The 22284-nt window shown below is 47.4% G+C and carries 24 protein-coding genes and 1 riboswitch; of the genes, 17 read left to right on the top strand and 7 right to left on the bottom strand.

Annotated features, from left to right (window positions below; genetic code table 11):
• Window positions 1-105 precede the first annotated feature (105 nt).
• Both RN22_RS08070 and RN22_RS08065 read left to right on the top strand, forming a co-directional pair.
• On the top strand, window positions 106-735 hold the full coding sequence (locus RN22_RS08070; RefSeq protein ID WP_002541851.1) for a LysE family translocator: 630 nt from the start codon (window positions 106-108) through the stop codon (window positions 733-735).
• Window positions 736-888: 153 nt separating this feature from the next.
• Window positions 889-1284, top strand: coding sequence for a hypothetical protein (locus RN22_RS08065; protein WP_046303850.1), 396 nt, complete (start codon window positions 889-891; stop codon window positions 1282-1284).
• Between the two features lie 58 nt (window positions 1285-1342).
• On the opposite strand, the gene RN22_RS24665 is transcribed toward RN22_RS08065, so the two are convergent.
• Window positions 1343-2092 carry a Crp/Fnr family transcriptional regulator gene (locus tag RN22_RS24665; protein ID WP_082111384.1) on the bottom strand — a complete coding sequence of 250 codons (750 nt, stop codon included), beginning with the start codon at window positions 2090-2092 and terminating at the stop codon, window positions 1343-1345.
• A gap of 85 nt (window positions 2093-2177) precedes the next feature.
• On the opposite strand from RN22_RS24665, the gene RN22_RS08055 reads away from it, so the two are divergent.
• Together RN22_RS08055 and RN22_RS08050 are read left to right on the top strand one after the other, a co-directional pair.
• Window positions 2178-3551, top strand: a complete 1374-nt coding sequence (locus tag RN22_RS08055) for a hypothetical protein (RefSeq protein ID WP_197076270.1) — start codon at window positions 2178-2180, stop codon at window positions 3549-3551.
• Between the two features lie 95 nt (window positions 3552-3646).
• Window positions 3647-4318: a hypothetical protein gene (locus RN22_RS08050; protein ID WP_197076269.1), complete on the top strand. Its 672-nt coding sequence runs from the start codon at window positions 3647-3649 to the stop codon at window positions 4316-4318.
• Between the two features lie 48 nt (window positions 4319-4366).
• Here RN22_RS08050 and RN22_RS08045 read toward each other — a convergent pair whose 3' ends face one another.
• The gene (locus RN22_RS08045; RefSeq protein WP_046303849.1) at window positions 4367-4906 is read right to left on the bottom strand and encodes a peroxiredoxin; all 540 of its coding nucleotides are present in this window, start codon (window positions 4904-4906) and stop codon (window positions 4367-4369) included.
• A 230-nt stretch (window positions 4907-5136) separates the two neighbouring features.
• On the opposite strand from RN22_RS08045, the gene RN22_RS08040 reads away from it, so the two are divergent.
• The 4 genes from RN22_RS08040 (at window position 5137) to gbpA (ending at window position 10163) form a co-directional block, all read left to right on the top strand.
• Window positions 5137-5766 (top strand): NAD(P)H-dependent oxidoreductase, encoded by a 630-nt coding sequence (locus tag RN22_RS08040; RefSeq protein WP_046303848.1) that lies wholly within the window; start codon window positions 5137-5139, stop codon window positions 5764-5766.
• Window positions 5763-7712 (top strand): monovalent cation:proton antiporter-2 (CPA2) family protein, encoded by a 1950-nt coding sequence (locus RN22_RS08035; RefSeq protein WP_046303847.1) that lies wholly within the window; start codon window positions 5763-5765, stop codon window positions 7710-7712. Before RN22_RS08040 ends, RN22_RS08035 begins: the two co-directional genes overlap by 4 nt.
• Complete coding sequence (locus RN22_RS08030; protein WP_046303846.1) at window positions 7712-8194, top strand: GNAT family N-acetyltransferase; 483 nt, start codon at window positions 7712-7714, stop codon at window positions 8192-8194. Before RN22_RS08035 ends, RN22_RS08030 begins: the two co-directional genes overlap by 1 nt.
• Window positions 8195-8409: 215 nt before the next feature.
• Window positions 8410-8502, top strand: a riboswitch (cyclic di-GMP riboswitch).
• Between the two features lie 95 nt (window positions 8503-8597).
• Window positions 8598-10163 (top strand): N-acetylglucosamine-binding protein GbpA, encoded by a 1566-nt coding sequence (gbpA, locus tag RN22_RS08025; RefSeq protein WP_046303845.1) that lies wholly within the window; start codon window positions 8598-8600, stop codon window positions 10161-10163.
• A 107-nt stretch (window positions 10164-10270) separates the two neighbouring features.
• On the opposite strand, the gene RN22_RS08020 is transcribed toward gbpA, so the two are convergent.
• The 4 genes from RN22_RS08020 to RN22_RS08005 form a co-directional block, all read right to left on the bottom strand.
• Window positions 10271-10519: a hypothetical protein gene (locus tag RN22_RS08020; protein WP_046303844.1), complete on the bottom strand. Its 249-nt coding sequence runs from the start codon at window positions 10517-10519 to the stop codon at window positions 10271-10273.
• 9 nt (window positions 10520-10528) lie between these two features.
• Window positions 10529-11671, bottom strand: a complete 1143-nt coding sequence (locus tag RN22_RS08015; RefSeq protein ID WP_046303843.1) for a Na/Pi symporter — start codon at window positions 11669-11671, stop codon at window positions 10529-10531.
• A 159-nt stretch (window positions 11672-11830) separates the two neighbouring features.
• Complete coding sequence (locus RN22_RS08010) at window positions 11831-12334, bottom strand: murein L,D-transpeptidase family protein (RefSeq protein WP_046303842.1); 504 nt, start codon at window positions 12332-12334, stop codon at window positions 11831-11833.
• 206 nt (window positions 12335-12540) lie between these two features.
• Complete coding sequence (locus RN22_RS08005; RefSeq protein ID WP_046303841.1) at window positions 12541-13113, bottom strand: hypothetical protein; 573 nt, start codon at window positions 13111-13113, stop codon at window positions 12541-12543.
• Window positions 13114-13540: 427 nt separating this feature from the next.
• On the opposite strand from RN22_RS08005, the gene RN22_RS08000 reads away from it, so the two are divergent.
• The 4 genes from RN22_RS08000 (at window position 13541) to RN22_RS07985 (ending at window position 17345) form a co-directional block, all read left to right on the top strand.
• A complete protein-coding gene (locus RN22_RS08000) occupies window positions 13541-14251 on the top strand; it encodes a DUF969 domain-containing protein (RefSeq protein WP_046303840.1) in 711 nt (236 codons plus the stop codon).
• 5 nt (window positions 14252-14256) lie between these two features.
• Entirely contained in the window at window positions 14257-15162 is a 906-nt protein-coding gene (locus RN22_RS07995) for a DUF979 domain-containing protein (protein ID WP_046303862.1), read from the top strand.
• 8 nt (window positions 15163-15170) lie between these two features.
• Window positions 15171-15809 carry a pyroglutamyl-peptidase I gene (pcp, locus tag RN22_RS07990; protein WP_002538581.1) on the top strand — a complete coding sequence of 213 codons (639 nt, stop codon included), beginning with the start codon at window positions 15171-15173 and terminating at the stop codon, window positions 15807-15809.
• A gap of 384 nt (window positions 15810-16193) precedes the next feature.
• Window positions 16194-17345, top strand: coding sequence for a porin (locus RN22_RS07985; RefSeq protein WP_002538582.1), 1152 nt, complete (start codon window positions 16194-16196; stop codon window positions 17343-17345).
• Between the two features lie 404 nt (window positions 17346-17749).
• Here the strand turns inward: RN22_RS07985 and RN22_RS07980 are convergent, their stop codons facing one another.
• Window positions 17750-18781, bottom strand: a complete 1032-nt coding sequence (locus RN22_RS07980) for an extracellular solute-binding protein (RefSeq protein ID WP_002538584.1) — start codon at window positions 18779-18781, stop codon at window positions 17750-17752.
• Between the two features lie 434 nt (window positions 18782-19215).
• Between RN22_RS07980 and RN22_RS07970 the strand changes: the two genes are divergently transcribed.
• The 5 genes from RN22_RS07970 to RN22_RS07950 all read left to right on the top strand — a co-directional run bounded on the left by RN22_RS07970 (window position 19216) and on the right by RN22_RS07950 (window position 22118).
• Window positions 19216-19719, top strand: coding sequence for a GNAT family N-acetyltransferase (locus RN22_RS07970; RefSeq protein ID WP_046303838.1), 504 nt, complete (start codon window positions 19216-19218; stop codon window positions 19717-19719).
• On the top strand, window positions 19716-20099 hold the full coding sequence (locus RN22_RS07965) for a RidA family protein (protein WP_046303837.1): 384 nt from the start codon (window positions 19716-19718) through the stop codon (window positions 20097-20099). The genes RN22_RS07970 and RN22_RS07965 overlap by 4 nt, the downstream gene beginning before the upstream one ends.
• 62 nt (window positions 20100-20161) lie before the next feature.
• Window positions 20162-20794, top strand: coding sequence for a LysE family translocator (locus RN22_RS07960; protein WP_046303836.1), 633 nt, complete (start codon window positions 20162-20164; stop codon window positions 20792-20794).
• Between the two features lie 457 nt (window positions 20795-21251).
• The gene (locus RN22_RS07955) at window positions 21252-21731 is read left to right on the top strand and encodes an RDD family protein (RefSeq protein WP_052737508.1); all 480 of its coding nucleotides are present in this window, start codon (window positions 21252-21254) and stop codon (window positions 21729-21731) included.
• 141 nt (window positions 21732-21872) lie between these two features.
• Window positions 21873-22118 (top strand): hypothetical protein, encoded by a 246-nt coding sequence (locus tag RN22_RS07950; protein ID WP_046303835.1) that lies wholly within the window; start codon window positions 21873-21875, stop codon window positions 22116-22118.
• Window positions 22119-22284 lie beyond the last annotated feature (166 nt).

Genomic DNA, 22284 nt, shown 5'->3' with positions numbered 1-22284 from the left:
GGAGTACTCTTGTTTGACTAATTTACTTTACAGTACGGCCTTGATTTCAAATCGGATCGCCATAATATCATCCTAAGAAGGTTACCAGAGCAAAGGAGAAAGGGAATGGAGTTCTATCAGGCGTTTTTAACATTAACCTTAGTGCACTTGTTAGGTGCTGCCTCACCGGGTCCAGACTTTGTGATGGTATCGCAGCAGTCTCTCGTTCACGGCCGTCGCGCCGGTCTCCTTGTTAGCCTCGGTATTGCTCTCGGACTTTCTGTTCACATTATTTACTCCTCTATTGGCCTCGCGACCGTGATCAGTGAATCCTCAATGGTGCTGACGGTGATGAAATATCTGGCCGCGGCGTATCTGATTTATCTTGGCTGGAAAGGCATTCGCAGCAAAGCCGCGGTGGGTGATGACGAACAAAACGTGAATGTGAAGCCACGCTCCGCATCCAAGCTGATTTCGATGGGCTTTGTGTGTAACGCTTTGAATCCGAAAGCGCCGCTTTACTTCCTCTCTGTGTTCACTCTGGTGCTTTCGCCAGAAATGCCAGTGATTGAATTATTCCTGTTGGGTGTATGGATGATGTTCATCCAGCTGGTTTGGTTTGGTTCAGTGGCGTTGGTACTTTCCAAACCTACCGTGCAGGCAAAGTTCAAGCGTATCGGCCACTGGGTTGATCGCGTGCTTGGCTCAGTGATGCTGGCATTTGGTGTGAAGTTACTGTTTACCAGTACCAAATAGGATTTGCTTTGAACAAATGCAAAGATAGGGCCTCAGTTGAGGCCCTTTTTTCTCCCAAATAAAGGCAAGAAGAATGTAAAACCGCGGACAGTCTCCACCTTCTAACCAGTGATATTTTCATTATCCGAATATGGATATATGGAGATATTCACAATGAGAGTGGTTTTAATTCTTTCTTACCTTTTAGGGATAGCACTCCCTGTACTGGAAACCTATCGACGGGGTTTTGAACATTGGATGGTCAATTCCATGACAATGGCGGGCGACTACTTGATGGGAGCCGTTCTTTTGGTGGCGGCACTTGCTTTCAGCTTCAACAAAAAATGCGCCGGTGTATTGATGGTGATTGCCTGGAGCTACGTGCTCGGCGTGATGAACGCTGCCTTCTGGGGACACTTGGAAGGCGCTATCAGGGGTATCACACAGTGTGACAATGACCCATTGGAATTCAAGGCCATCGCGGTCAAAGGCGTTATCTGGGGTTTAGCACTGATGTCGGTTTATCTATCAGCACGCTGGCTTTACCTCAATAAACCTCAGATCCAATAGAGCCTGTTTTTCTCAGTCTTTACGGGCTTTATCGAGCCCGTTTTCTCGTTTACCGAGATTAACCCTCAAACTGCTCTTCCGAGTGCAAATCCCCGCTGTTGATGAAGTCTTCCATCCTGTCGCTGTCGACGATATCAATGCGTTTGTAGCCCAATTGGATGAGGTTTTTTTCGGCGAGTAGCTTGAGCGAACGGTTGACTGTCTGTCGGGTATAGCGAAGTAAATGAGCCAGCTTGTCTTGAGTGTAAAAGATGGGGCAAATCTCACCATGTGAGGCGTTGAGCTTACTGAGGAGTAACAACAGCTTGGCGACGCGGTATTCGTTTTTCAGCATGGCGGAATCTGTGGTCCATTCCATCAACAAACGGAAACGGTAACTGATGGCGCGAATAGCGATTTGATAGAGCTCGGGGTAGCGGTTTGCCACATTCCGCATGTGTTTGGTGGGGAGAGATATCACGGTGGTATTGGTTGAGGTATAGAAGTCGTAATGTGACGGTGTGTCGTCAAAACATCCCAACCAGGTGATCCAGCTTCCAGCCCCCAAAGCGGCAATACACACTTCATCGCCTTCAATGTTTCTTCCTAACAACTCGACGTGGCCATAAACGACCAAGCGCATCATCTCGACGGGCTGGTGAGCGGCGTTGAGCAGTGTCGGAATCTTGTAGTGCTCAAGCTTTGCGCCTTGCGCCAATTCTTCAATCGCCGCTTTCGGCAATGTGGCTAATGCTCCGTTGCTAAACAACTCATGGCGAATTTCTTCCCGTTCCAATGACGAATTTTTCAATTGTAGGGTTTTTGACATTCTCTCGATCAACGCACTGATACCGTTGTTAATGAATTGTTAAGTCGATTCTAAGGCAAATACAACTACGAATGAGGTATCGAGAATGAAAAAACTGCGAAATCACCATCGTTCAAAGAAGATGGCGACAAGTTTAAGTCTGTTGATGATGCTTTCAGGACTCATCGCTTCTCAGGCATCTGCAACGGAGGGATTTGAAAGCCTGCCGGGCGAACGTTCCTGCCTATTCCGCTATGGACCTGTTTCAGCCGACCCCTACATCAATGTGGCATATCCCGATGCCGCAGTGAAATACTGGGGAGCAGCATTCAGTATTCCCAAGGGTGCCAAAATGCATCTGGAAGGGGAGTTTCCTTATTCCAGATACATGTCCCTTATTAGCTACGACGAAGGAGGAAGGCCGGTCCAATCCCTGCCTGATTACGCGATAAAACCACTGGAAGGCAGTGATAATCCTTACCGCGTGGGGAATTCAAGAGATAACGAGCAACGAAGCTATTACGTCAAGGTGCGGGATGCAAAACCGTCAGAAGATTACACAGGAGCATTGGTGCGGGATGGATTTGAATCTGATGTTATTCACGCGCCAAGCTATGCCAATGGTCAGCAAGTTCTCATTTACCGCATTTACGCCCAAGATCAAAACACAGGAGAAACTGCGGGTAGTCCGTTGCCAACCCCTGTGGTTACCTTAGCGGATGGAAAAGAGCTGCGTGGGCAGGACGCCTGTGATGCGCTGAATGCCAAGCAGATGTTAAGAGCGAATTTCAGCGCATTAGGTATTCCAGTAGCGCAATATATCGAACTTGCCGACCAGCCCGACAAGCCCCTTGGGTTTCCTGCCACAAATCCTGCGAAATGGCACATCCAGTTAGACCGGAAGAGCTTGCTGGGGATCTTTACGGGAGACATTGACCCGAACTCGCGCCGAAGTGAAGGCGGCTTCTATCCAAACCTGGATAACAACTACATTCGAACGGTGGTTAACCGTAAGTTAGGGCCCGTATTTGTTCTGAGAGCAAAGGCACCTACCACTCCGAAAACCTTTAACGGTGATAAGACCATGGGAACCGGTGATCTGCGCTATTGGTCTGTGTGCTCCAACAAAGGTTTTGCGAACACCCGCGTGAATGATTGCCTTTATGACGAGCATATCCCGGTTGATCAAAATGGCTACTTTACCGTGGTGGTGAGCCGCGAATCAGACAGGCCAAGAAATGCCTTTCCAGAGTGTGGCATTGGTTGGATCCCGATGGCAGATGACGGAGATGGCGTGTTTGATGAAGATGCATCGATTGTTCAAATTCGACATATGCTGGCTAAACCTGAATTTAGGCAGGCCATTCAGAATATCTATCAGGATAAAGACATTCCTTCCGTCATGGGTGAGTACTTCCCTAAAACCTTCTACACCACAACCAGCAAGTTCGAATTGTTTTTCCCATGTTCGAATAACTAATTCATTCAAATAGACAATGCTCACCAGTTCATAGGGCAGGGGCGTGAACCTCCGGCCGGGGTGAGTCTTGTCTGAAAATAGGCAAGGAGAGCAAGATGAAGTCACTATTTGGCCCAATCGCAATGTATTTGGTCACCATGTTGGCAGCGGGTATGGTTTCTGCCACTGAGACCATTGTTGGGGATAAAGATGATCCCACCTCTATCAGTTCATTTGTGGGTTTACGGACAGGTACAAACGGATATGGCGCGATTTTCCAAGTCGGCCTCAATGATGAAGAAAGCACCTTTGGACACAACAGTTTCTTTCAATTGAAGAACGATTTTGAAACCGCCCATTTGCGTCACTTTTCCGTTTATAAAGGCAGCGGCACCGGAATTTTCTTTGATGGTCAACATGACAACAGTGGTCAGTTTGCGGTGAACAGAGCTTCACTAGGCATTATTCAAATCATTCCGGTTGGCGACAATTTAAGAATTAATCCGGCATTGCTCTATGGCGAGACCTGGACAGATGATGAGCGGGTAAAGCGGGTTGCCTTTCCGGATACCTCTATTGCGACCTTGTATACCTTTGTGCGTTGGCAAGTGAGCGATGACTGGTTCGTGAATCTGGTTCCCCAATACACCTACAGTCTGGATGGCAGGAAAATCCGGCTGTTCGAAATGGTGACTCAGGTTGGTCACAACATTTCGCCGGAAACCAGTTTGGCGATTAATGCGGATGAAGATGACGAGTTTTGGCTAACGATTAAGCATGCTTTTTGACGAAAGGGAGAAAAAGAAAGCCTCAAGCGAGGCTTTCTTTTTTATTTTTCAGTAAGGCGCTGTACCACGGATTGGGTAGTTGTTATCTGGATTACGAATCCACGCCAGACCATTCACCAGCGTTTCCACATCAGGGCGAACAAATGGGTTATTGGAAATATCGACGACTTGCACTGTGCCCTGCTCGTTAATGACGAAAAGTCCTGGCTCTGCAAAGTTGTGGTCAGTTTCCTGCTCTGAACGCGGAAGAGAAACCCAAAGACCCAGCTCTTTCATTTGCGCTTCAGATAAGCCGTATGCAAGCGGGAAGGACACTTCCAAGCGCGTCATGTGCTCTTCAAGTTGAGTGCTGCTGTCGCCAGATGCAGCAACAATATCGATGCTAATATCCGCCAGTTTCTCTTTGTAATCTTCAAGATGGTTCAGGTAGCGCGTACACATTGGACAGTGACGACCACGGTAAACCACCACCATCTGCCAGGTTGCTCCTTCGCGAGGTTTGCCGAGTGTATGCTCGCCGCCTTCAAGATCCTTCAGTGTTATTGATGGGAATTCGCTTCCCGCAGCCAGCTTGTTTGTATAAGTCATTTTCTAGCCTCCCAGTGATTTGTTAAACAAGATTGGCCATCATGGTTACCACTGTCAACCAGTATACTTTTAGTAACCTTTCGGTGAGAAATTGCTAAATTGAGAAAATATCAGTGAGATTCAGAAGGTAAGATAGTCGTGATATTAACTAGACTAGACGCAGTAGGTTGTGCATTAAATCTTGCTCGCGACATTTAATGTGCTAATCCAGTCAGTCACTAAGGAAAGCTATGGCAGACAATAAAAACAAGGTTCTGGTGCTGTTTGCGCATCCTTCGCAACGGCGTTCAGAAGTGAACGCGCCGCTCTATAAAGTGGCTCAATCAGTGGAGGGGGTGACAACCGTTGACCTTTACGCTGAATATCCCGACTACCACATCAATATCGATCTGGAACAAAAACGTCTGCTTGAGCACGATGTGGTGATTTTCCAGTTTCCTCTCTATTGGTATTCCACCCCGTCCATTTTGAAAGAATGGCAAGATTTGGTGTTGGAATATGGCTTTGCCTATGGATCGAAAGGTACGGCACTACGTGGAAAACAATTCTTGTGTGCCATCACTGCTGGTGGCATGGAAGAAGCCTATAAAGCGGATGGTTTTAACCACTTCAAAATCCGTCAATTACTTGCTCCCATGGAGCAAATGGCTTGTCTGACGGGTATGAATTATCTTGCCCCTTACGCACTGTTTGGTTCCCGAACCGCAGTGGAAGACGACAAGGTTGGGCGGCACACTTCAAGTTACGAGTTGCTTTTAAAAGCATTCGTGAGTGGAAGAGTAGACCTTGAAAAAGCAGCGGCGAGTGAAAAAATTACCGCTACTAATATTGGACATGTGCTCAAGGAAGGTGAGTCATGACAGGCATTTTTCTACAGGCATTTATTTACCTGATTGCTGCCGTTGTTGCAGTGCCTATCGCCAAAAAGCTGGGTTTAGGTTCTGTGCTTGGTTATCTGATTGCCGGTGTGGTGATTGGCCCCGTGATTGGTCTGGTGGGTGATGAAACCACCACCATTCAGCACTTTGCAGAGTTTGGCGTGGTGATGATGCTGTTTCTGGTGGGCCTAGAACTTGAACCCAAAATGTTGTGGTCAATGCGTAACAAACTACTTGGCTTGGGTGGTTTGCAGGTTGGTCTGACAGCAGCCATCGTGATGGGTATTGCGCTGGCGCTGAATCAGGTATGGAGCGTCGCGCTGGCGATTGGTCTTATCTTCGCGCTGTCTTCCACCGCCATCGTTCTGCAAACCTTTAATGAAAAACGCCTGACCAAAACGGAAGGTGGGCGAAGCGCATTCTCAGTATTGCTGTTCCAGGATATCGCTGTTATCCCAATGCTGGCGTTTATCCCGCTTCTGGCGTTGCCGGAGTTGGTTGAGCAGGCACAATCTGCAGCCGCGGCTGCGGCTGATCATCATGAAGAAATGAGCCTGGTGGCTGGGCTTCCCGGCTGGGCATTGGGCTTGGTTATCTTGGGTGCAATTGCGGGTGTGGTTGTTGGCGGACATTTCTTAAGCCGTCCACTGTTCCGCTTCGTGGCAAGCTCTGGCCTTCGCGAAATCTTTACCGCGACAGCATTGATGCTGGTGATTGGTATCGCAGCGCTGATGAGCTTGATTGGACTTTCCCCAGCACTGGGAACATTCCTTGCGGGTGTGGTATTGGCGAACAGTGAATTCCGCCATGAGTTGGAATCTAACATTGAGCCGTTTAAAGGTTTGTTGCTGGGGTTGTTCTTTATCACCGTCGGTGCGGGCATAAACTTCGGCATTCTGTTTGATGACTTCTTTGTCATCATTGGATTGACCATTGGCTTGATGGTTCTCAAGGCAGCGATTCTGTTTATTCTGTCGCTGATTTTCCGCATCAAAGGAACGGCACGTTGGCTGTTTACGTTGAGCCTTGCGCAAGCGGGTGAGTTTGGTTTTGTTCTGTTGAGTTTTTCTATGCAGAACCATGTGTTGCCGATGGACGTTGCTCAATTGCTGTCTTTGGTTGTGGCGATTTCGATGTTCCTGACGCCGGGTTTATTCATCCTGTATGACAAAGTGATTCTGCCGCGCTTCGAGAAAAGCGCGAACGATCGTGAAGCCGATGAAATTGAGGAACAGGGCAGTGTGATCATCGCGGGTGTTGGTCGCTTTGGTCAGATTGTGAACCGAATGTTGACTGCCAATGGCGTGAAGACAGTCGTCCTTGATTACGAAGCGGCGCAAATTGAAAATCTTCGTCAAATCAATATTAAGAGCTACTTCGGTGATGCTACACGTCCTGAACATCTTCACACGGCAGGTATTGAAGAAGCAGCGATACTCGTGGTGTCGATGGATAATCAGGAAACCACGACGGAACTGGTGGAATACGTTAAACAGACCTATCCACATGTGAAGATTCTGGCTCGTGCTTTTGACCGTGGTCATGCTTATATGCTGCGCCATGCAGGAGCTGATTACGTGATCAAAGAAACGTTTCTTTCCGCGTTGGAGCTTGGTGCGGAAGCACTTCGTTCATTGGGTGAGCACCCGTTCGTGGTTGAACAGCACAAGGCCACATTCAGACGCGTCGAGAATGAAAGTTCGCAGAAGCTGTTTGAAACGTGGAAAGGTGGTGATGACAGTAAGAGCTACGATACCCATTACCAGCATCTGTTTATCCAACTTGAAGAAGCCATTCGTGACGCGATGAACGAAGACAGAATGGATCGTCACAGCATGACAGAGCGTGAGTGGACACCACCGCCAAAAGATTACCTCGACGACTTCAACGATGACGCTGAAGACAAATCTGAGGAAAAGCCAGCCTGATGCTACTGGTCCCGTTTCGTGAAGAGAACGCGCCACAGCTTTGTGATTGGATAAGAAGTGCCCGGGATAACTTCCTATGGGGAGGCCCGGCCTTCGAATTCCCTTTGCAGGTCGAGAAAGTACGCGAACACATTGCGAAAAAGGAGGTGACTCCTTATCTGGTCATGCACGACGGCATTGCTGTTGGCTATATCGATATTTACCGGGTTTCGAAGTCGGAAGTCCGTTTATGTCGGGTGTTGATTGCCGACACATCGGCGCGTGGTCAGGGGCTGGGGAAACAGTTGGTTTCACTGGCGCTTGATGTGGTGAGTGAAGATACAACAATCCGCACTGTGTCACTGGCCGTATTCGCGCATAACGAGGTGGCGGTTCGCTGTTATACCTCGTTAGGTTTTGAACGGCTTCACGATGAAACAAAAGTACGTGAGTTTCAGGGAGAGGATTGGACACTCTACCGGATGAGAAAGCAGATCGTTTAACGGCGCAGCGTGGTTAGAAAAGCCAGACACTCTGTATAGGATGTCTGGCTTTTTTCTTTCTATTACAGAAGGTTATCTCGACATGCTATTAGGGTGAATAATCGCCTAAATAGCGATAAATTTGTGATCCTGGTTCATTAAATGGATCGATTGGCGAATTTTGATGAAGAAAAAGATTGCGCGATATCAATTTCTGAATACGATGCGCGCCATTCCACAGTCAACGGCAAACTGCCTGAAAAGGTAGGACGCAAAGCTTCCGGTCTAAGAGTGAATTGAATGCCACTTACGATAGCGGGGCCGCCATTTTCGACAGCCTGTATTCAGGGCTGAAAATGTTCCGATGCGAAAGTTTGTCCGTGCTTGGTTAACAAAACAAAAATAGCCATTAGGAAGCACACAAATGCTCAAACTCAAAACCACTCTCCTGCCTGTCGCGGCGGCGCTTTTCAGCGCAAGTGTTATGTCCCACGGTTACATCAGTGCCAAAGACGGTGGCATTGCTGCTGGCCGTGCCGCGCTTTGTAAATATAGTACACCAACCGGCGAGCAGAACTCTGCGTGTGGTCAGGTTCAATGGGAACCTCAAAGCGTTGAAGGCCCAGAAGGCTTTCCTGAGTTCGGTCCTGAAGATGGCAAAATCGCCAGTGCTGGCTTAATTCAGTTTTCTCCGCTTGACGAACAAACCGCATCGCGCTGGGTAAAGCAGCCAATCAAAGCGGGTATGAACGACTTCGAGTGGATCTTTACGGCGAACCACGTTACTCGTAACTGGGAATACTACATTACCAAAGCAGATTGGAACCCGAACCTGCCACTGGCGCGCAGCACCTTCGATCTGAACCCTTTCTGTGTGGTGGAAGGCAACATGCAAAAGCCGCCGAAAACCATGCTGCACGGCTGTGATGTGCCAGAGCGTGAAGGCTACCACGTGATTCTGGCGGTATGGGATGTGGGCGACACTGCTGCTGCGTTCTATAACGTCATTGACGTGCAATTTGATGGTGATCTACCAGTATTGCCAGAGTGGACGCAAGGCGGCCAAATCAACCCAGGTATGAACCTAACGAAGGGCGATGTGGTATTTACCCGTGTGTTTGATTCAGAAGGCGAGCGCCCAGAGCTATCGACCCGTCTTGAAATCGACAGTGAGAAAGCAGGTGAAGCGAATACCTGGTCTTACAACCTGGCGACCAAAATCAACCAAACAAATGAGAACATCCAAGCAGGTCAGCGCGATGCCAATGGTGCGTTTAACCCAGTGTTTGGCGCAAACCCAATCTACCTGAAATCAGCCAGCGGTTTGACCCGTGTAGAAGTGGGCTACGAGATTGAATCCCCTGAGCCGGAATACACGGTGACCATTGATGGTGTGGCGCAGGAATATGTGATTCGTGATGGCAAAGTAGCGCTGGATCTGGCTGTGACGGCTTCTGGCGATCTGACCGTTGAAATGACAGTTTATAACCATTCGCAGGAAGCACTGGCTTATGAAAAACTGTCCCTGGCTGATGGCACATCGACCGCTGTTGATATGGTGCTGGAAAACGCAAAAGCCGGTCACCATATGCTGGTTTCCCGCTCAAAAGATGCTGAAGGCAATCTGGTCGACCAACAAATGTTTGACTTCTTCCTGCTGGAGCAAGGCGAGCAATGTGGCACAGACCCTGAAGCCGTTAACCACCCAGCTTGGTCAAATGCGACGATTTACACTGGTAGCGAGAAAGTCAGCTTCAATGGCTTGGTATGGGAAGCGAAGTACTGGGTTCAGGGCGCTACACCGGACTCAAGTGATGCGTGGAAACTGATCAGTCAAATGCCAGTGTCGTGGACATCAGGTAAAGCGTATCTGGCGGGTGAGCAAGTGATCTTCGAAGGTCGTCTATATCAGGCAAACTGGTGGGTAAACAACAGCCCAGCCTCTGCACCAGAAGCGTGGAGTGACAAAGGCGCTTTCGACTGCGAATAAGCGGCATAACGAAAAGAACATAGAAGCAAAAAAGAAGCCCGGTGCGGGGGACTGCATCGGGCTTTTTTCTTATGTGAGTGCTGTAGTTAACGGTTTAACGCTAACACTCAATCATGAAGCTTTTTATGCAGCTTCTCGATCAAGGCTTTCAGCTCGCTTGCCGCAAGTTTACTGAACTCTTTTAAATTCGCACCGTTGTGTTCGGTGTCTTCAATGACGGCTTCAAGGTTGTCGATCATCAAGTGCTTTTGACGTTCTTCCTCCTCTTGTGCGGCGAGCTCCAACTGAGACAAGAGTCTGCGTGCGCGGTTGATCTCTTCAACTAGCTCGTCGTAAGACATTTTTGTATCTGGCATGGTTTCCTCCTAGCTCAGCAAAATCAGGAACAACGGAATAACAAAGAACACGAAGAGTATGTAGCCAACGGCATAGAGTTTGTTTTCGGCAGCAAGGTTGCCAAGCCATGCTGCAGCTCTGAGTGGGATTTCCCGTAAGAACGGCAACCCGAATATCACTAACACCCCGAGGACGTTGTAGACAAGGTGTACCAAGGATATTTGCAAGGCAGCATTGGCGAGATCACCACTGACCGCCGTAGCGGCAAGTAAGGCTGTCACACAGGTACCTATATTCGCGCCCAGCGTGAAGGGATAAATATCCCGCACTTTAAATACACCAGAGCCAACCAATGGGACTGCAAGACTGGTGGTTGTAGAGCTCGACTGAACCAGAATGGTAATGATGGTGCCAGAGAAAATCCCGGTAACCGGACCACGTCCAATGGCGTTGTGAAGAATTTGTTTAGCTTTACCTACCATCGCGACTTTCAACAGCTTGCCAATCAAAGTGATTGAGACGAAAATCAGGCCGATACCGAGGAAAATCATCGCAATGCCGCCCCAAGGATCACCCAGCACTTCCATGGCACCTTGAACTGATTTGATAATCGGCTTGGTGATGGCCTTCATAAAGTTAAGGTCACCCATACTCATACCATCGGTGCTGGAAAGAGGGGCTACCATCCATGCGCTTATCTTCTGAAGGAATCCAGTTGCGATCTCTAAAGGCAGGAAGATAACCACGGAAATAAGGTTGAAGAAATCGTGGACCGTGGCGGCAGCAAATGCGCGCTTAAATTCCTCCTTATTACGGACGTGACCCAGACTTACCAAGGTATTGGTGATAGTAGTACCAATATTCGCCCCCATCACCATGGGAATTGCAGTAGCGACGGGAAGACCGCCTGCCACCATCCCTACGATGATAGACGTCACTGTGCTGGAGCTTTGAATGAGTGCGGTACAAACCGTACCAATGATGAGTGCTGTAAAGGGGTTTGAAGCAAATTCGAACAGTTCTTTCGCCTGTCCACCTGTCGCCCATTTAAAGCCTGTTCCTATCATGCCTACTGCCAGCAGGAGCAAGTAGACGAGTACAACGATTTTTAGCCATACGATGAAACTGACAGGCTTCTCCGCCGGCTGATTCACAGCTTCTATTTGTGCCATAGTTCTATCCCTAGTCAACTGAGTTGTTATGTTTTCCAGAGCCAAAACTAGGAGAGGTGTATGAAGTTTCTCTTACACTTCGGAGGCGGAGCGGTGAAAGGCGTTTTAATTTCTTTAACTCGAGACGATGAGGGTTGCTGCAACAGGTTTTTTTGCCGGTCACCACTCAATATCAATAGGTGTTCCCACTTTCACCAGACTTAAAAACTCATCCATTTCCTCGTTATCGATGGCAATACAACCATCCGTCCAGTCTTTGCCCCGTTTAATACTGGGATGAGGGCCGTTACCATTTTTCTGTCCGTGGATCATAATCTGTCCGCCAGGACTAAAACCCAGCTTTTCGGCGCGTTTGCTATCGGTTTCATTGGGGTAGTTAATGCGGATTGAACGGTAGAAGCTGGAATGTTCGTTAATCAGGTCGAGGAAATAGCGGCCTTCCGGCGTGCGTTTGTCTCCTTCGCGGAGTTTGTGGCCTTTTGGGTTTGCTCCTAGGGAAATGCTGTACCAACGGACGATTTTATTCCCCTGAATCAGATACATCTTGCGGGCAGATTTGTCGACTTTCACCAAGTCGATCTTATGCTCGGTTTCCATTCCATTGGCTGAGAAAACCAGGCAGCACAGCAAAGCTAAGCCCAGTGCTCTGAACAACGATTTCATAGCTTCCCTAAAATTTAAGAGTTCCATTTCATTATTGGTGACAACACCGGAAAAGTCGCAACAACAAGCCCGTAAGCCAATTATTTAAACGGCATGGCATGTCGAAAAACAGTAAAACAAGGGAAACCGGAAAGGTGGTGTGTCAGAAGTGATATTAAGCCCCATCAGCGGGATGGGGCTCTCAAACTGATAATTGCGCGAGCGTCTTATTCCGCGAGGATATCGATGCAGCTATCCCAGGTCTTCTTGGTAACAGCGTCATGAGAAGAGGATTTCTTGTATACCGCGTCAATCACTTCATAAGGCTTAGTGGCTTTGTAGCTTGCAAATACCATGTAGGCATCAAGCTTGGGCGCGCCGGCTTGTTTGAGATCGTAAGCACCACCAGCCACTAAAGACTTCTGCGCGCAGAAGCTTGCGACGTTTAGGCGCTCTGCAGGTATATTGGCGACCTTTACTGCACATTGATCGAAGAGGTCGACGGAATAATTCCACGCACTGGTGAAATCTGCAGCGTACACATCTTCGACCAAATTGAGTTTGATTTGTGCAGCAGTACCTGAAGCAAATCGGTCAATCTGGGATTGTTTAGGTTGGTCTTGTAGCTTCTGAGAAGCGACAAGGTAAGCCATATCCGCCAGCTCAGCGCAGTAAGACATCTGAACCGTTTCTTTATTGGAATAAAGCTGAATGGGCTTAATGGGTTCTGGCTGGTTGGTACAGGCCGACAGCGTGGAGACAGATAAAATCAAAGTGAGCAGAGAACGAGTCGGTGCCATCATACATCCTTATTGACTGCGTCGATTCGGGACAACAAAACAAGCGGCCAGTATATATAGCTTTATTGGTCCTTTTTGTTTTCAAATTGAGATCTAAACACCGTAATCTATAATCCTAATAGTTGCTTTGTTTTAGCGCATTTCGTTCATTTTTCGCCCGCTGGCCGTATTTGAAGCACTCATTGCCTTTTATGCTAGAGATAAAAGGAGAATAAATAGGCAAACCAAAGCAGGGTCCTTGCTTAACTAGAGGAGAGTTTTTCGACTTTAGTGGTAGAAATGAATGACTGGAGTAATTGAAGTGATTTATTGGTTGTTATAACAAAAAACTCTGATTGGAGGAGAAATTTCGGCTCTCGTATACTCGGGTGGAAGGCAGGTGGAAACCTGCCAAAAACACAATAAAAACGCCGTGTAGAGGGCAAACATGATCGACTTCTGGCCATTGATTGGCATCGTAATTATTACGGTAGGGTTGGCACTAAAGCTAAACACCTTGCTTGTTATTTTAGTTGCTGGGGTAGCAACGGGCCTCGTTGCCGATATCGCCTTGATGGATATTCTTTCCACGCTGGGCCAATCCTTCACCCAAAACCGCTATATGTCTCTTTTCATTCTTATTCTTCCCATGATTGGCATCCTAGAGCGCTATGGTCTTCGTCAACGCGCAGAACAGCTGATTGGTTCCATGAAAAAAGCGTCTGTCAGCAAAATTCTGATGACTTATCTGCTATTGCGGAAAGTGACGAATGGCATGGGTTTGAGCATTGGCGGTCACCCATCCATGATCCGTCCTTTAATTGCACCTATGGCGGAAGCGGCAGCAGAGAAAGCTTCACCGAAGCTGCAAGAAGAGAAGCGTCAGGCCATTCGCGCACTTGCTGCAGCCAGTGAAAACTTTGGCAACTTCTTCAGCCAACTGCTGTTTATCGGCACGGGCGGTATCCTGCTGATTAAAGGCGTGATGGCTGACAACAAGTTGGATGTACAGTTAGAAACCATGGCGTTGTGGGCGCTGCCAACGGCTATTGCTTCTTACATCGTGTTCGTGGTTTTCAGCAAAATCGTGGAAGCCCGTTTGCTGAAAAACTTAGAAAAAGCCGCTGCAACGGCGACTGACATTAAAAGCGAAGGGTAATGGCCATGCTTGAATATATTTACCAAACCACAGGTTTGCTGTTGCTGGCTTTCTCACTTCAAACCTTTTTGGACAAAGACAATCCCAAACGAGTTGGTACTGGCCTTTTCTGGTTAATTTACGGTGTGACCTTTATCTTCGGCACGATGATACCGAACTGGGTGACAGGCTTGATGGTACTTGCGTTGACCGCGCTGGCTGCTGGCGGCTTCATGGGTGTGGGCAATTACAAAACCACCAACGAAGAAGAGCGTCAGAAAACCGCGTCTGTGCTGAAAAACAAACTCTTTATCCCCGCGGCGATTGTGCCAGTGGGAACCGTTGCTATCAGCCAATTCACTTCTCTGGGCGCGCTGGTGGGTCTGGGTATTGCTTCGATTGCGTCAATCATTGTGGCGCTGGTCATGACGAAGAGTCAGCCTATACACAGCCTGAACGAAGGTCGTCGCCTGATTGACTCTATTGGCTGGGCCGCAATTTTGTCGCAATTTCTCGCTGCATTGGGTTATCTGTTTAATCAAGCGGGTGTGGGTGATACCGTCGCGCAAATCGTGAAAATGATGATCCCGGAAAACATGCTGCTGGTAAATGTGATTGCCTACTGTGCCGGTATGATGATTTTCACTGTGGTGATGGGTAACGCCTTTGCGGCCTTTGCGGTGATCACGACAGGTATCGGTATTCCACTATTGGTGTTGGAAAACGGAGGTAACGCCGCAATTATTGGTGTGCTGGGCATGCTTTCAGGTTATTGCGGTACCCTGATGACACCTATGGCGGCAAACTTCAACATCGTGCCAGCTGCGTTGCTTGAACTGAAAAACAAGCACCACGTTATTCTGATGCAGGTGATCCCAGGGCTGATCATCTTGGCATTCAACATATTTGTTATGTACAGCTTTGCATTCTGAGGAAAGCGATGAAAAAAGTTCTGATTACGGGTTTCGAGCCGTTTGGCGGCGCATCGATCAACCCTGCGCTGGAAGCGGTGAAAAAACTAGATGGCGCTGAGCTTGACGGTGGTGTGATTGTGACCTGTGAAGTGCCGGTAACGCGGTATGATGCACTGAAAGCGATCAGTGAAGCCATTGAGGCGCATCAACCAAGTTATGTAATAACCGTCGGTCAGGCTGCGGGTCGCAATGCGATCACACCTGAGCGTGTGGCAATTAACATGGACGACTTCCGTATTCCAGATAATGGCGGAAACCAGCCGATTGATGAGCCTATCGACGAAGAAGGGCCTGCGGCCTATTTCTCGACCTTGCCGATCAAAGCAATCACCCGCAAGCTTCAGGAAAACGGTATTCCCTGCCAGGTGTCGAATACCGCAGGTACTTTTGTTTGTAACCACGTATTTTATGGTATTCAGCACTTTTTACGTGACACAGATATCGGCCACGGCTTTATTCATATCCCTCTGCTACCAGAGCAAGCAGCTGCGACCGATCAGCCATCCATGTCTCTGGATACTATCGTCGAAGGACTTCGTTTGGCAGCTCAAGCGACTCTTGAGAACAAGAAAGACATTTCTGAGGGGGCAGGGCAGATTTGCTAAGCCTCAGCGACTGATAGCCTAATAAGAAAAGAGCCGATAATGTCGGCTCTTTTTTTTGTTATTTGGAGGACACTTTTTCATTTTCTGGTGCCCCAGCATAGTCTCCTAGCACTGATCCTTGAAACGCAAATAATCACCATAGCTTCTCAAATGGCCAATATTCAAATAATTGAATATTTAGTGCATAGATAGCTAGTGTTCAATTATCGTGGAAGCGTATTTCTTGCCTTTCTTAGTTCCTCATTCAAAAGTGGGGCTTATTTCATCCTAACTCTTAATTATTAGGTTATTAGCGTCGGTATACGATGAGTGCTCACTGTGATTTACCCAAGTTGCAGTGGTGTTATTTGGCCTTGTGCAAAAATGAGTAAGGAGTACCCATTAATGAATAAGCATGCGCTTAAATTTGCGCCAATGACTTTGGCGATGATGTGTGCAAATGCATCTGCCGCTGTAACGCTCTATGACGATGATACCCATTCTGTTACCACCGATCTTCTGGTCAACGTCTTCTATACCAATTCGAGCTCTGATCGTTTGTCTGACTTCAATGATCCGAACAGCAATAAAATCAGTCGTGACCAGTCTCGTGTTCGTATCGGCTTTTTGCCTAACTACATTGGTTTTAATTTTAAAACCGAAGTGAATGATCTCAAGATTGGTGCGCGTTCGTCATTCTGGGTCACGCTCAATGACACCGACAATAATCGCGGTGCAGAAGGCTTAGGTACCCGCTCTGGTATTGATGTGCGCCAGTTCTACGCCACTATTGATTCTGATTGGGGACAGGTATTGCTGGGTAAGGACTTCGGTCTGTTTTCACGCAGCAACATCCTTACCGATGAGTTGCTACTCGGTCACGGCCAAAGCAGTGATTACTATGGCCTTATTGACGGTGGAAACGTTTCTTTCGGTAACATTGGCTCGGGTTACACCTACCCATTCCCGAAAGCTCAAATGACTTATCGCACACCTGATCTGTCTGGTTTCCAAATTGCAGTAGGTGTGATGGACCCAAGCAAGAAGAGCGCAAATAGCTCGGAAGACAGCCCTCGATTTGAAAGTGAAATCACTTACACCGGCGACTTTGATACTGTTGACTTCAAAGCTTACATCAATGGTGTGACCCAAAGTTCGGAAGACAGTAATGGCACTGTTGATTCGGATGGTTTGGGCGGTGGTGTGCGAGTTGGATTCGGTGGTTTAGCGTTGAATGCTTCTGGTTTCAGCACTACAGGGCTAGGAGATGTGGCTGGCTTGGATACTATCGTGAGTACAGAAAAGACCAAGTCAGATGGCTATTTGCTGCAAGGCTCTTACACCTTTGATAGTGAGCGATTTGTGCTGTCCTACGGCAACACTGAAGTCGACACTGATGGCACTAAAACGCTGGAGTACGAAAACAAAGCGGTTGCTTGGTTCCATACTGTGAATAGCAATCTGACCCTGGTGGCAGAATATAACCGTACCGAAGTGAACGAAGGTAACACCGAGAAAAACAACACCTACGCATTAGGCGCAGTCGTCACTTTCTAACGGTTCTGAAGAGTACCCTTAAACCACGCCTGGTTTATTAAGCACGATAAGTGTTAGCGCTGAGAGGTCGCTTTCTGCAGTGTGCTAATGGCGTTAAGTTTGGCTTAGAGCTTAACGTCCTTTTTTCTTGCTCATTCCTCTGAAAAAAAATCACCCCAAGAAAATATCTGCAAATCCAGTTGGTTGGCTTTGGAATAGGCAAAACTTCGGCCTTGGGGTGAATAGAAGAAACCGCTTTCATAAAGCGTATTCAGTAATGCAAAAAATGCCTGCCTATCGGTTTAAAACAAACGCTCAATTTAAAAGATGAGACGATTTCTCAGAGAATATTTACGTAGAAAAAATAAGGAAAAACAACGAAAAGGCCACTTCTGGGGTGGCCTTATGTAAACAGATGCTAAAAGTTATTCGCCAGTTTTCAAGCGCAGGAAGTAGTTTTCGTACTTCTCGGTCAGGTCGCCAACGGCGTCTTGCCACTCACCACGGTCAATGTCTTCTTGTGGCGGGAACAGAGTTGGGTTGTCTTTGTATGCGGCGTTAGACTTCTCAACCGCAGTCAGGTAACCGGTATCAGCACTGATTTTTGCTGCAATCTCTGGACGCAGAAGGAAGTCGATCATCTTGTGAGCCGCTTCGGTGTTCTTCGCGTTCTTTGGAATTGCCAGGCTATCTACCCAGAAGATACCGCCTTCTTTCGGCCATACCAGCTCAATCGGCAGACCTTCACGTTGTGCAGCGGCTGCAGAGCCATTCCACAACATGCCCAGACCTACCTCACCAGACAGATAAGGGTTCGCTGGGTTGTCTGAGTTGAATACCAATACGTTTGGCATCAGCTTTTTCAGCTCTTCGTATGCTTCATCAATCTGTTTTGGATCGGTAGAGTTACCCGAGTAACCCAGCTTACGCAGCGCGATGTGGAACACTTCGCGGGTGTCGTCCATCAGCATGATTTGGCCTTCTAGTTCTGGGTTCCACAGATCTGCCCAGCTGTCGAAATCTTCTGGGTTGTACATGTCTGTGTTCACTGCCAGACCTGTCATCGCAATCACGTGAGGAATGGAGTAATCGTTGCTTGGATCGAACGGCTTGTCGAGGTAGTTCTTATCCAACTCGGTGAAGTTGTTCAGCTTCGAATGGTCGATTTTCTGGAGCATACCTTCATCGCGCATTTTTGCTACGAAGTAGGTTGATGGCACCACAAGATCATACCCGTCTGGGTGGGTTTTCATTTTAGCATACAGGGTTTCGTTCGACTCGTACGTTGAGTAGATAACCTTGATGCCAGTTTCGCGGGTAAATTGTTCCAACAGCTCTGTTGAGATGTAAGGACCCCAGTTCGCGAAAATCAGCTGATCATCAGCAGCTTGTGCCGGTGTGGTGAAGATAGCGGCTGCACATGCAGCGCTGGCCAGAATTGAAGACCATTTTTTCATTGTCGGTTTCCACCTCCAAAGGCCCCCTCGATAGGGCGCATTAATACTTCAGGGATACATCGTCATCCCCGCGTTAACATCTGAATTTACTCAGAGAATCTCGTCGGTTGGGCGGTCAGAAAGACATCCGAGCCCGAAAAAATCGGCGCGATATTACAGCCGAAACCCAGTGCTGGCAACTGATTCAGGCGACCGAACACCACTATTCGCTTACAGGGAAAAGAACAAGACAATTTCTGTAATGCTGACGTGAAGAAAAGAACCAAAAAAGACAGCACTCCCAATGGTGGGAAAGGAGCGAGTTTCATTGGACCTCTTTGGCATTTGCGACGCATGTTGGGAAGTTACATTTTAAGGGGGTCACCTGTCAGTAACAGATAGTGGCGGGTGATACCTTATGCCGTCCAAAAAGGTCAGGCATCAGGATAGAAAAGATGGAGATAAAACTCAGAAAAGCAGTGTTATCTGACGCGGAGCAAATAGCAAAAATTCATGTCGACTCTTGGGAAGTCGCATTCGAGGGGTTAATGCCAGAGAACTATATCAAAGGCTATACGCTCTCAGCCCGGATTAAAGAGTGGCAGGAAACTATACAAACAAATGCGGAATTTGTTGTTGTTGCGGAAAGTGCCTCCACAGTGGTTGGGTTTATGTCCTATCGACCCCACCCAGATGCCAGAGAGATCATTGAGCTAAGTAAGTTGTACCTTTGCCCAACCCAATATGGAAAGGGCATGGGGAGTCTATTTATGCGCAATTTGGAAAATGCAGCTCGAGATAGCGGCGTGAGAAAGATCCATTTATACGTGCTGAATAACAACGCAACAGCCATTCAGTTTTACACGAAGCATGGTTTTGAAAATGCGGATGGTTTTGCTTCGGAAGAGTTTGAAGGCACCACAATTATTGATGTACTGATGACGAAGAGGGTGTCATGAAGAAATCAATCGTCCCAGAAGAATTTAAGCATTACTTCGATGATTGGCATTTTTCACCAGTGATCGATGCCGATGGCACTGTGTATCTTTCCGGTGTGACTGCTGCAAGAAAAGACAAGCCAATCAGTACAGACCCGGAAGAGCAGTTTCACGATGCGTTTTACAAGCTAGGCGTTTATCTGAATGCGGCAGGGCTCTGCTATTCAGATATTGTTGAAATGACCACATTTCACATCGAACTAAAAAAGCACATTGATGTTTTCTCAAGGGTTAAGGATGAGTACATCAAAGCGCCATATCCGGCTTGGTCTGCCATTGGTGTATCGGAGTTTATCCCTGACAATGCGTTGGTAGAGATGAGAATTGTTGCCAAGCGCTAGTATGTCGGTGAGGTTGTGTTTAACATGCGCGCATACTTTGCTGCGAATGATAGGGGATAGACATGATTGATTTAGCTATTTTGCCACTCTTCTTCATATCGACATTTTTCCTCGTGATCTCTCCCGGTCCTGATTTGCTGCTTATTTCAACTTACTCATCGATTGGTGGATTGAAAGCTGGGATCTCGATTGCGTTAGGCATTTTCATCGCTGGTCTTATTCAAACGATGCTGGTGGCATTTGGTCTCGGAAAGCTCATGCAGGCAATGCCAGTTGTAGCGTTTGCAGTTAAAACGATAGGGGCGCTTTATCTCGCTTGGCTTGGTCTCTGCATGCTCAAAGTGTGGTTTGCGAATGATCAATTCTCACAAAGTGAAGCAAGAGCGAAGTCGTTGAGTTCGACACAGCTTGTGTATCAGGGGCTAATCAATAACCTGATGAACCCCAAAGCCCTTCTGTTTTTCAGCATGTTTCTACCCCAATTTACGCACTCGAACGATAGCCTGACTTCTCAAATCTTGGTGTTGGGAGTGTTACTCAGCACGACGGCTCTGTTTATGAATATCTTGTTCTCACTGACATTCAGCAAACTGAGTTTATACTTCAAAGGAAAACTCGCGCTGGGTCGACATGTTGATGGAATACTTGGAGTCATATTCCTAGGTTTAGCGACAAGGCTAGCGACAAACGACTAAGTCATCACAAAAAATTCAATACCAACACCCAAAGCTCATCACTTTGGGCGTTGGCACATAATTTCCCCCTGTTCTGGGACAAAGAACAAAATGAAAAATTGGAAAACTGCCGCCCATTGAGTAATGAGTTTCGGTATAGCAATTGTGGCTATCTGGAAGAAAGTAAAACCCATGCCTGTTTGATGTGGAATCCCTATTTGGGCAGGTTAGAGAAAACGATAGGTACTGTGGCTAAGCAACCTTCTCTAAAAAGCAGTACTGTTGGACTGATTAATATTGATAGCTCGCTGCTAAAATGTTTTTGCTTTCAGTAACAGTATTGAGTGTGGCTGCAGAGTAAATCTAACACTTTGTATTAATGGGACATAATAGTATTCACTGTTTAAGGTATCCTCAGTTAAAACATAGGGAAGTTTGTCACTTCTCTTTTTATAACTCTCAATAAATAAGTGAATACATGGATAGAAAGGAACCGCTTCTGGGTAAAGTCGATGTGGCTTTGGAAGAACCTTCTTTAGATGGAGGCCAATTAGAACCTAAACCTCCTGCTCGTATTACAGCTCCGCTTTTTCAGCGCTATGTAGCTCAGATTATCGACGCGGCTGTGAGCGCATTTTTCTTTCTTGCTAGCTTTGTCGTATTCGAAAAAGCCGGTGTTGATAACGAAAATGTCCGAATTTACTCACTGCTCGTTGCGTTGTCGTATTACCTCTTTTGTGACTCCCTGCCCAGAGGAAGAAGCGTTGGTAAAATGTTCTTCAACATTTCAGTCGTGGACTCAAAGACAGGCAAGTATTGCTCCATACTCCAGTCGTTTCTGAGAAATACCTTGTGCCTTGTCCTCGGGGTTCTAGATGCGATTTTTATTTTGAGAAAGGACCGAAGACGACTGGGAGATCTTCTCGCTAGCACGATAGCAGTGAAGCTGAAAGTTTGATGAAGAAGCAACTCAGAAGGAAAGCCTACACCTGAGCTTCTCTCTATTTGGTGATTCTTTTAGTACTCTCTCGCATTGCCAGCCTTATCTGAACCATGGAATAATCCCGCCAAATGTACCAAACATAACGACACTAAATTTATGACTGACAAAATTGATATCATCAGCACCCTCGAAGAGCTGGAAACCTTCCTGATCGCCATTGAAAGCGGTGGTTTGGGACTGACGGGTGTAGCGGGTGTTGCGCTGGCAACCAACAATGCCAATGGTCAGCCGTTTCTAGCCGTGCTGGATGATAAACATCAACTTATCCTTGCGCGCGACGTAACGCCTGAAGTGTTTGAAACCGGCAAAGATCTGGTTCGTTACGGGCCGAAAAAGCACTAATTCCTGATTTAGGAAGTTCGCTTTCTCTAACGACAAACGCCCTCAATTGAGGGCGTTTGTCGTCCGGAATCTAACGGCTGTTCCGGTATTTCAGCAAGTGAAGGTAGTGCTTTGAGTAGTACCCAAACAACCTGAAGATGCATGATTCAGCGAGATTGACTGGCGT

Source organism: Grimontia sp. AD028 (assembly GCF_000973155.1).
Classification (GTDB): Bacteria; Pseudomonadota; Gammaproteobacteria; order Enterobacterales; family Vibrionaceae; genus Enterovibrio; species Enterovibrio indicus.
Note: the sequence above shows the minus strand (reverse complement) of the source record. Positions and strands in the feature narration are given on the sequence as shown.

Coding starts and splice junctions, on each gene's coding strand:
- RN22_RS08070 (WP_002541851.1), top strand. CDS start 106: ATGGAGTTCTATCAGGCGTTTTTAACATTAACCTTAGTGCACTTGTTA.
- RN22_RS08065 (WP_046303850.1), top strand. CDS start 889: ATGAGAGTGGTTTTAATTCTTTCTTACCTTTTAGGGATAGCACTCCCT.
- RN22_RS24665 (WP_082111384.1), bottom strand. CDS start 2,092: ATGTCAAAAACCCTACAATTGAAAAATTCGTCATTGGAACGGGAAGAA.
- RN22_RS08055 (WP_197076270.1), top strand. CDS start 2,178: ATGAAAAAACTGCGAAATCACCATCGTTCAAAGAAGATGGCGACAAGT.
- RN22_RS08050 (WP_197076269.1), top strand. CDS start 3,647: ATGAAGTCACTATTTGGCCCAATCGCAATGTATTTGGTCACCATGTTG.
- RN22_RS08045 (WP_046303849.1), bottom strand. CDS start 4,906: ATGACTTATACAAACAAGCTGGCTGCGGGAAGCGAATTCCCATCAATA.
- RN22_RS08040 (WP_046303848.1), top strand. CDS start 5,137: ATGGCAGACAATAAAAACAAGGTTCTGGTGCTGTTTGCGCATCCTTCG.
- RN22_RS08035 (WP_046303847.1), top strand. CDS start 5,763: ATGACAGGCATTTTTCTACAGGCATTTATTTACCTGATTGCTGCCGTT.
- RN22_RS08030 (WP_046303846.1), top strand. CDS start 7,712: ATGCTACTGGTCCCGTTTCGTGAAGAGAACGCGCCACAGCTTTGTGAT.
- gbpA (WP_046303845.1), top strand. CDS start 8,598: ATGCTCAAACTCAAAACCACTCTCCTGCCTGTCGCGGCGGCGCTTTTC.
- RN22_RS08020 (WP_046303844.1), bottom strand. CDS start 10,519: ATGCCAGATACAAAAATGTCTTACGACGAGCTAGTTGAAGAGATCAAC.
- RN22_RS08015 (WP_046303843.1), bottom strand. CDS start 11,671: ATGGCACAAATAGAAGCTGTGAATCAGCCGGCGGAGAAGCCTGTCAGT.
- RN22_RS08010 (WP_046303842.1), bottom strand. CDS start 12,334: ATGAAATCGTTGTTCAGAGCACTGGGCTTAGCTTTGCTGTGCTGCCTG.
- RN22_RS08005 (WP_046303841.1), bottom strand. CDS start 13,113: ATGGCACCGACTCGTTCTCTGCTCACTTTGATTTTATCTGTCTCCACG.
- RN22_RS08000 (WP_046303840.1), top strand. CDS start 13,541: ATGATCGACTTCTGGCCATTGATTGGCATCGTAATTATTACGGTAGGG.
- RN22_RS07995 (WP_046303862.1), top strand. CDS start 14,257: ATGCTTGAATATATTTACCAAACCACAGGTTTGCTGTTGCTGGCTTTC.
- pcp (WP_002538581.1), top strand. CDS start 15,171: ATGAAAAAAGTTCTGATTACGGGTTTCGAGCCGTTTGGCGGCGCATCG.
- RN22_RS07985 (WP_002538582.1), top strand. CDS start 16,194: ATGAATAAGCATGCGCTTAAATTTGCGCCAATGACTTTGGCGATGATG.
- RN22_RS07980 (WP_002538584.1), bottom strand. CDS start 18,781: ATGAAAAAATGGTCTTCAATTCTGGCCAGCGCTGCATGTGCAGCCGCT.
- RN22_RS07970 (WP_046303838.1), top strand. CDS start 19,216: ATGGAGATAAAACTCAGAAAAGCAGTGTTATCTGACGCGGAGCAAATA.
- RN22_RS07965 (WP_046303837.1), top strand. CDS start 19,716: ATGAAGAAATCAATCGTCCCAGAAGAATTTAAGCATTACTTCGATGAT.
- RN22_RS07960 (WP_046303836.1), top strand. CDS start 20,162: ATGATTGATTTAGCTATTTTGCCACTCTTCTTCATATCGACATTTTTC.
- RN22_RS07955 (WP_052737508.1), top strand. CDS start 21,252: ATGGATAGAAAGGAACCGCTTCTGGGTAAAGTCGATGTGGCTTTGGAA.
- RN22_RS07950 (WP_046303835.1), top strand. CDS start 21,873: ATGACTGACAAAATTGATATCATCAGCACCCTCGAAGAGCTGGAAACC.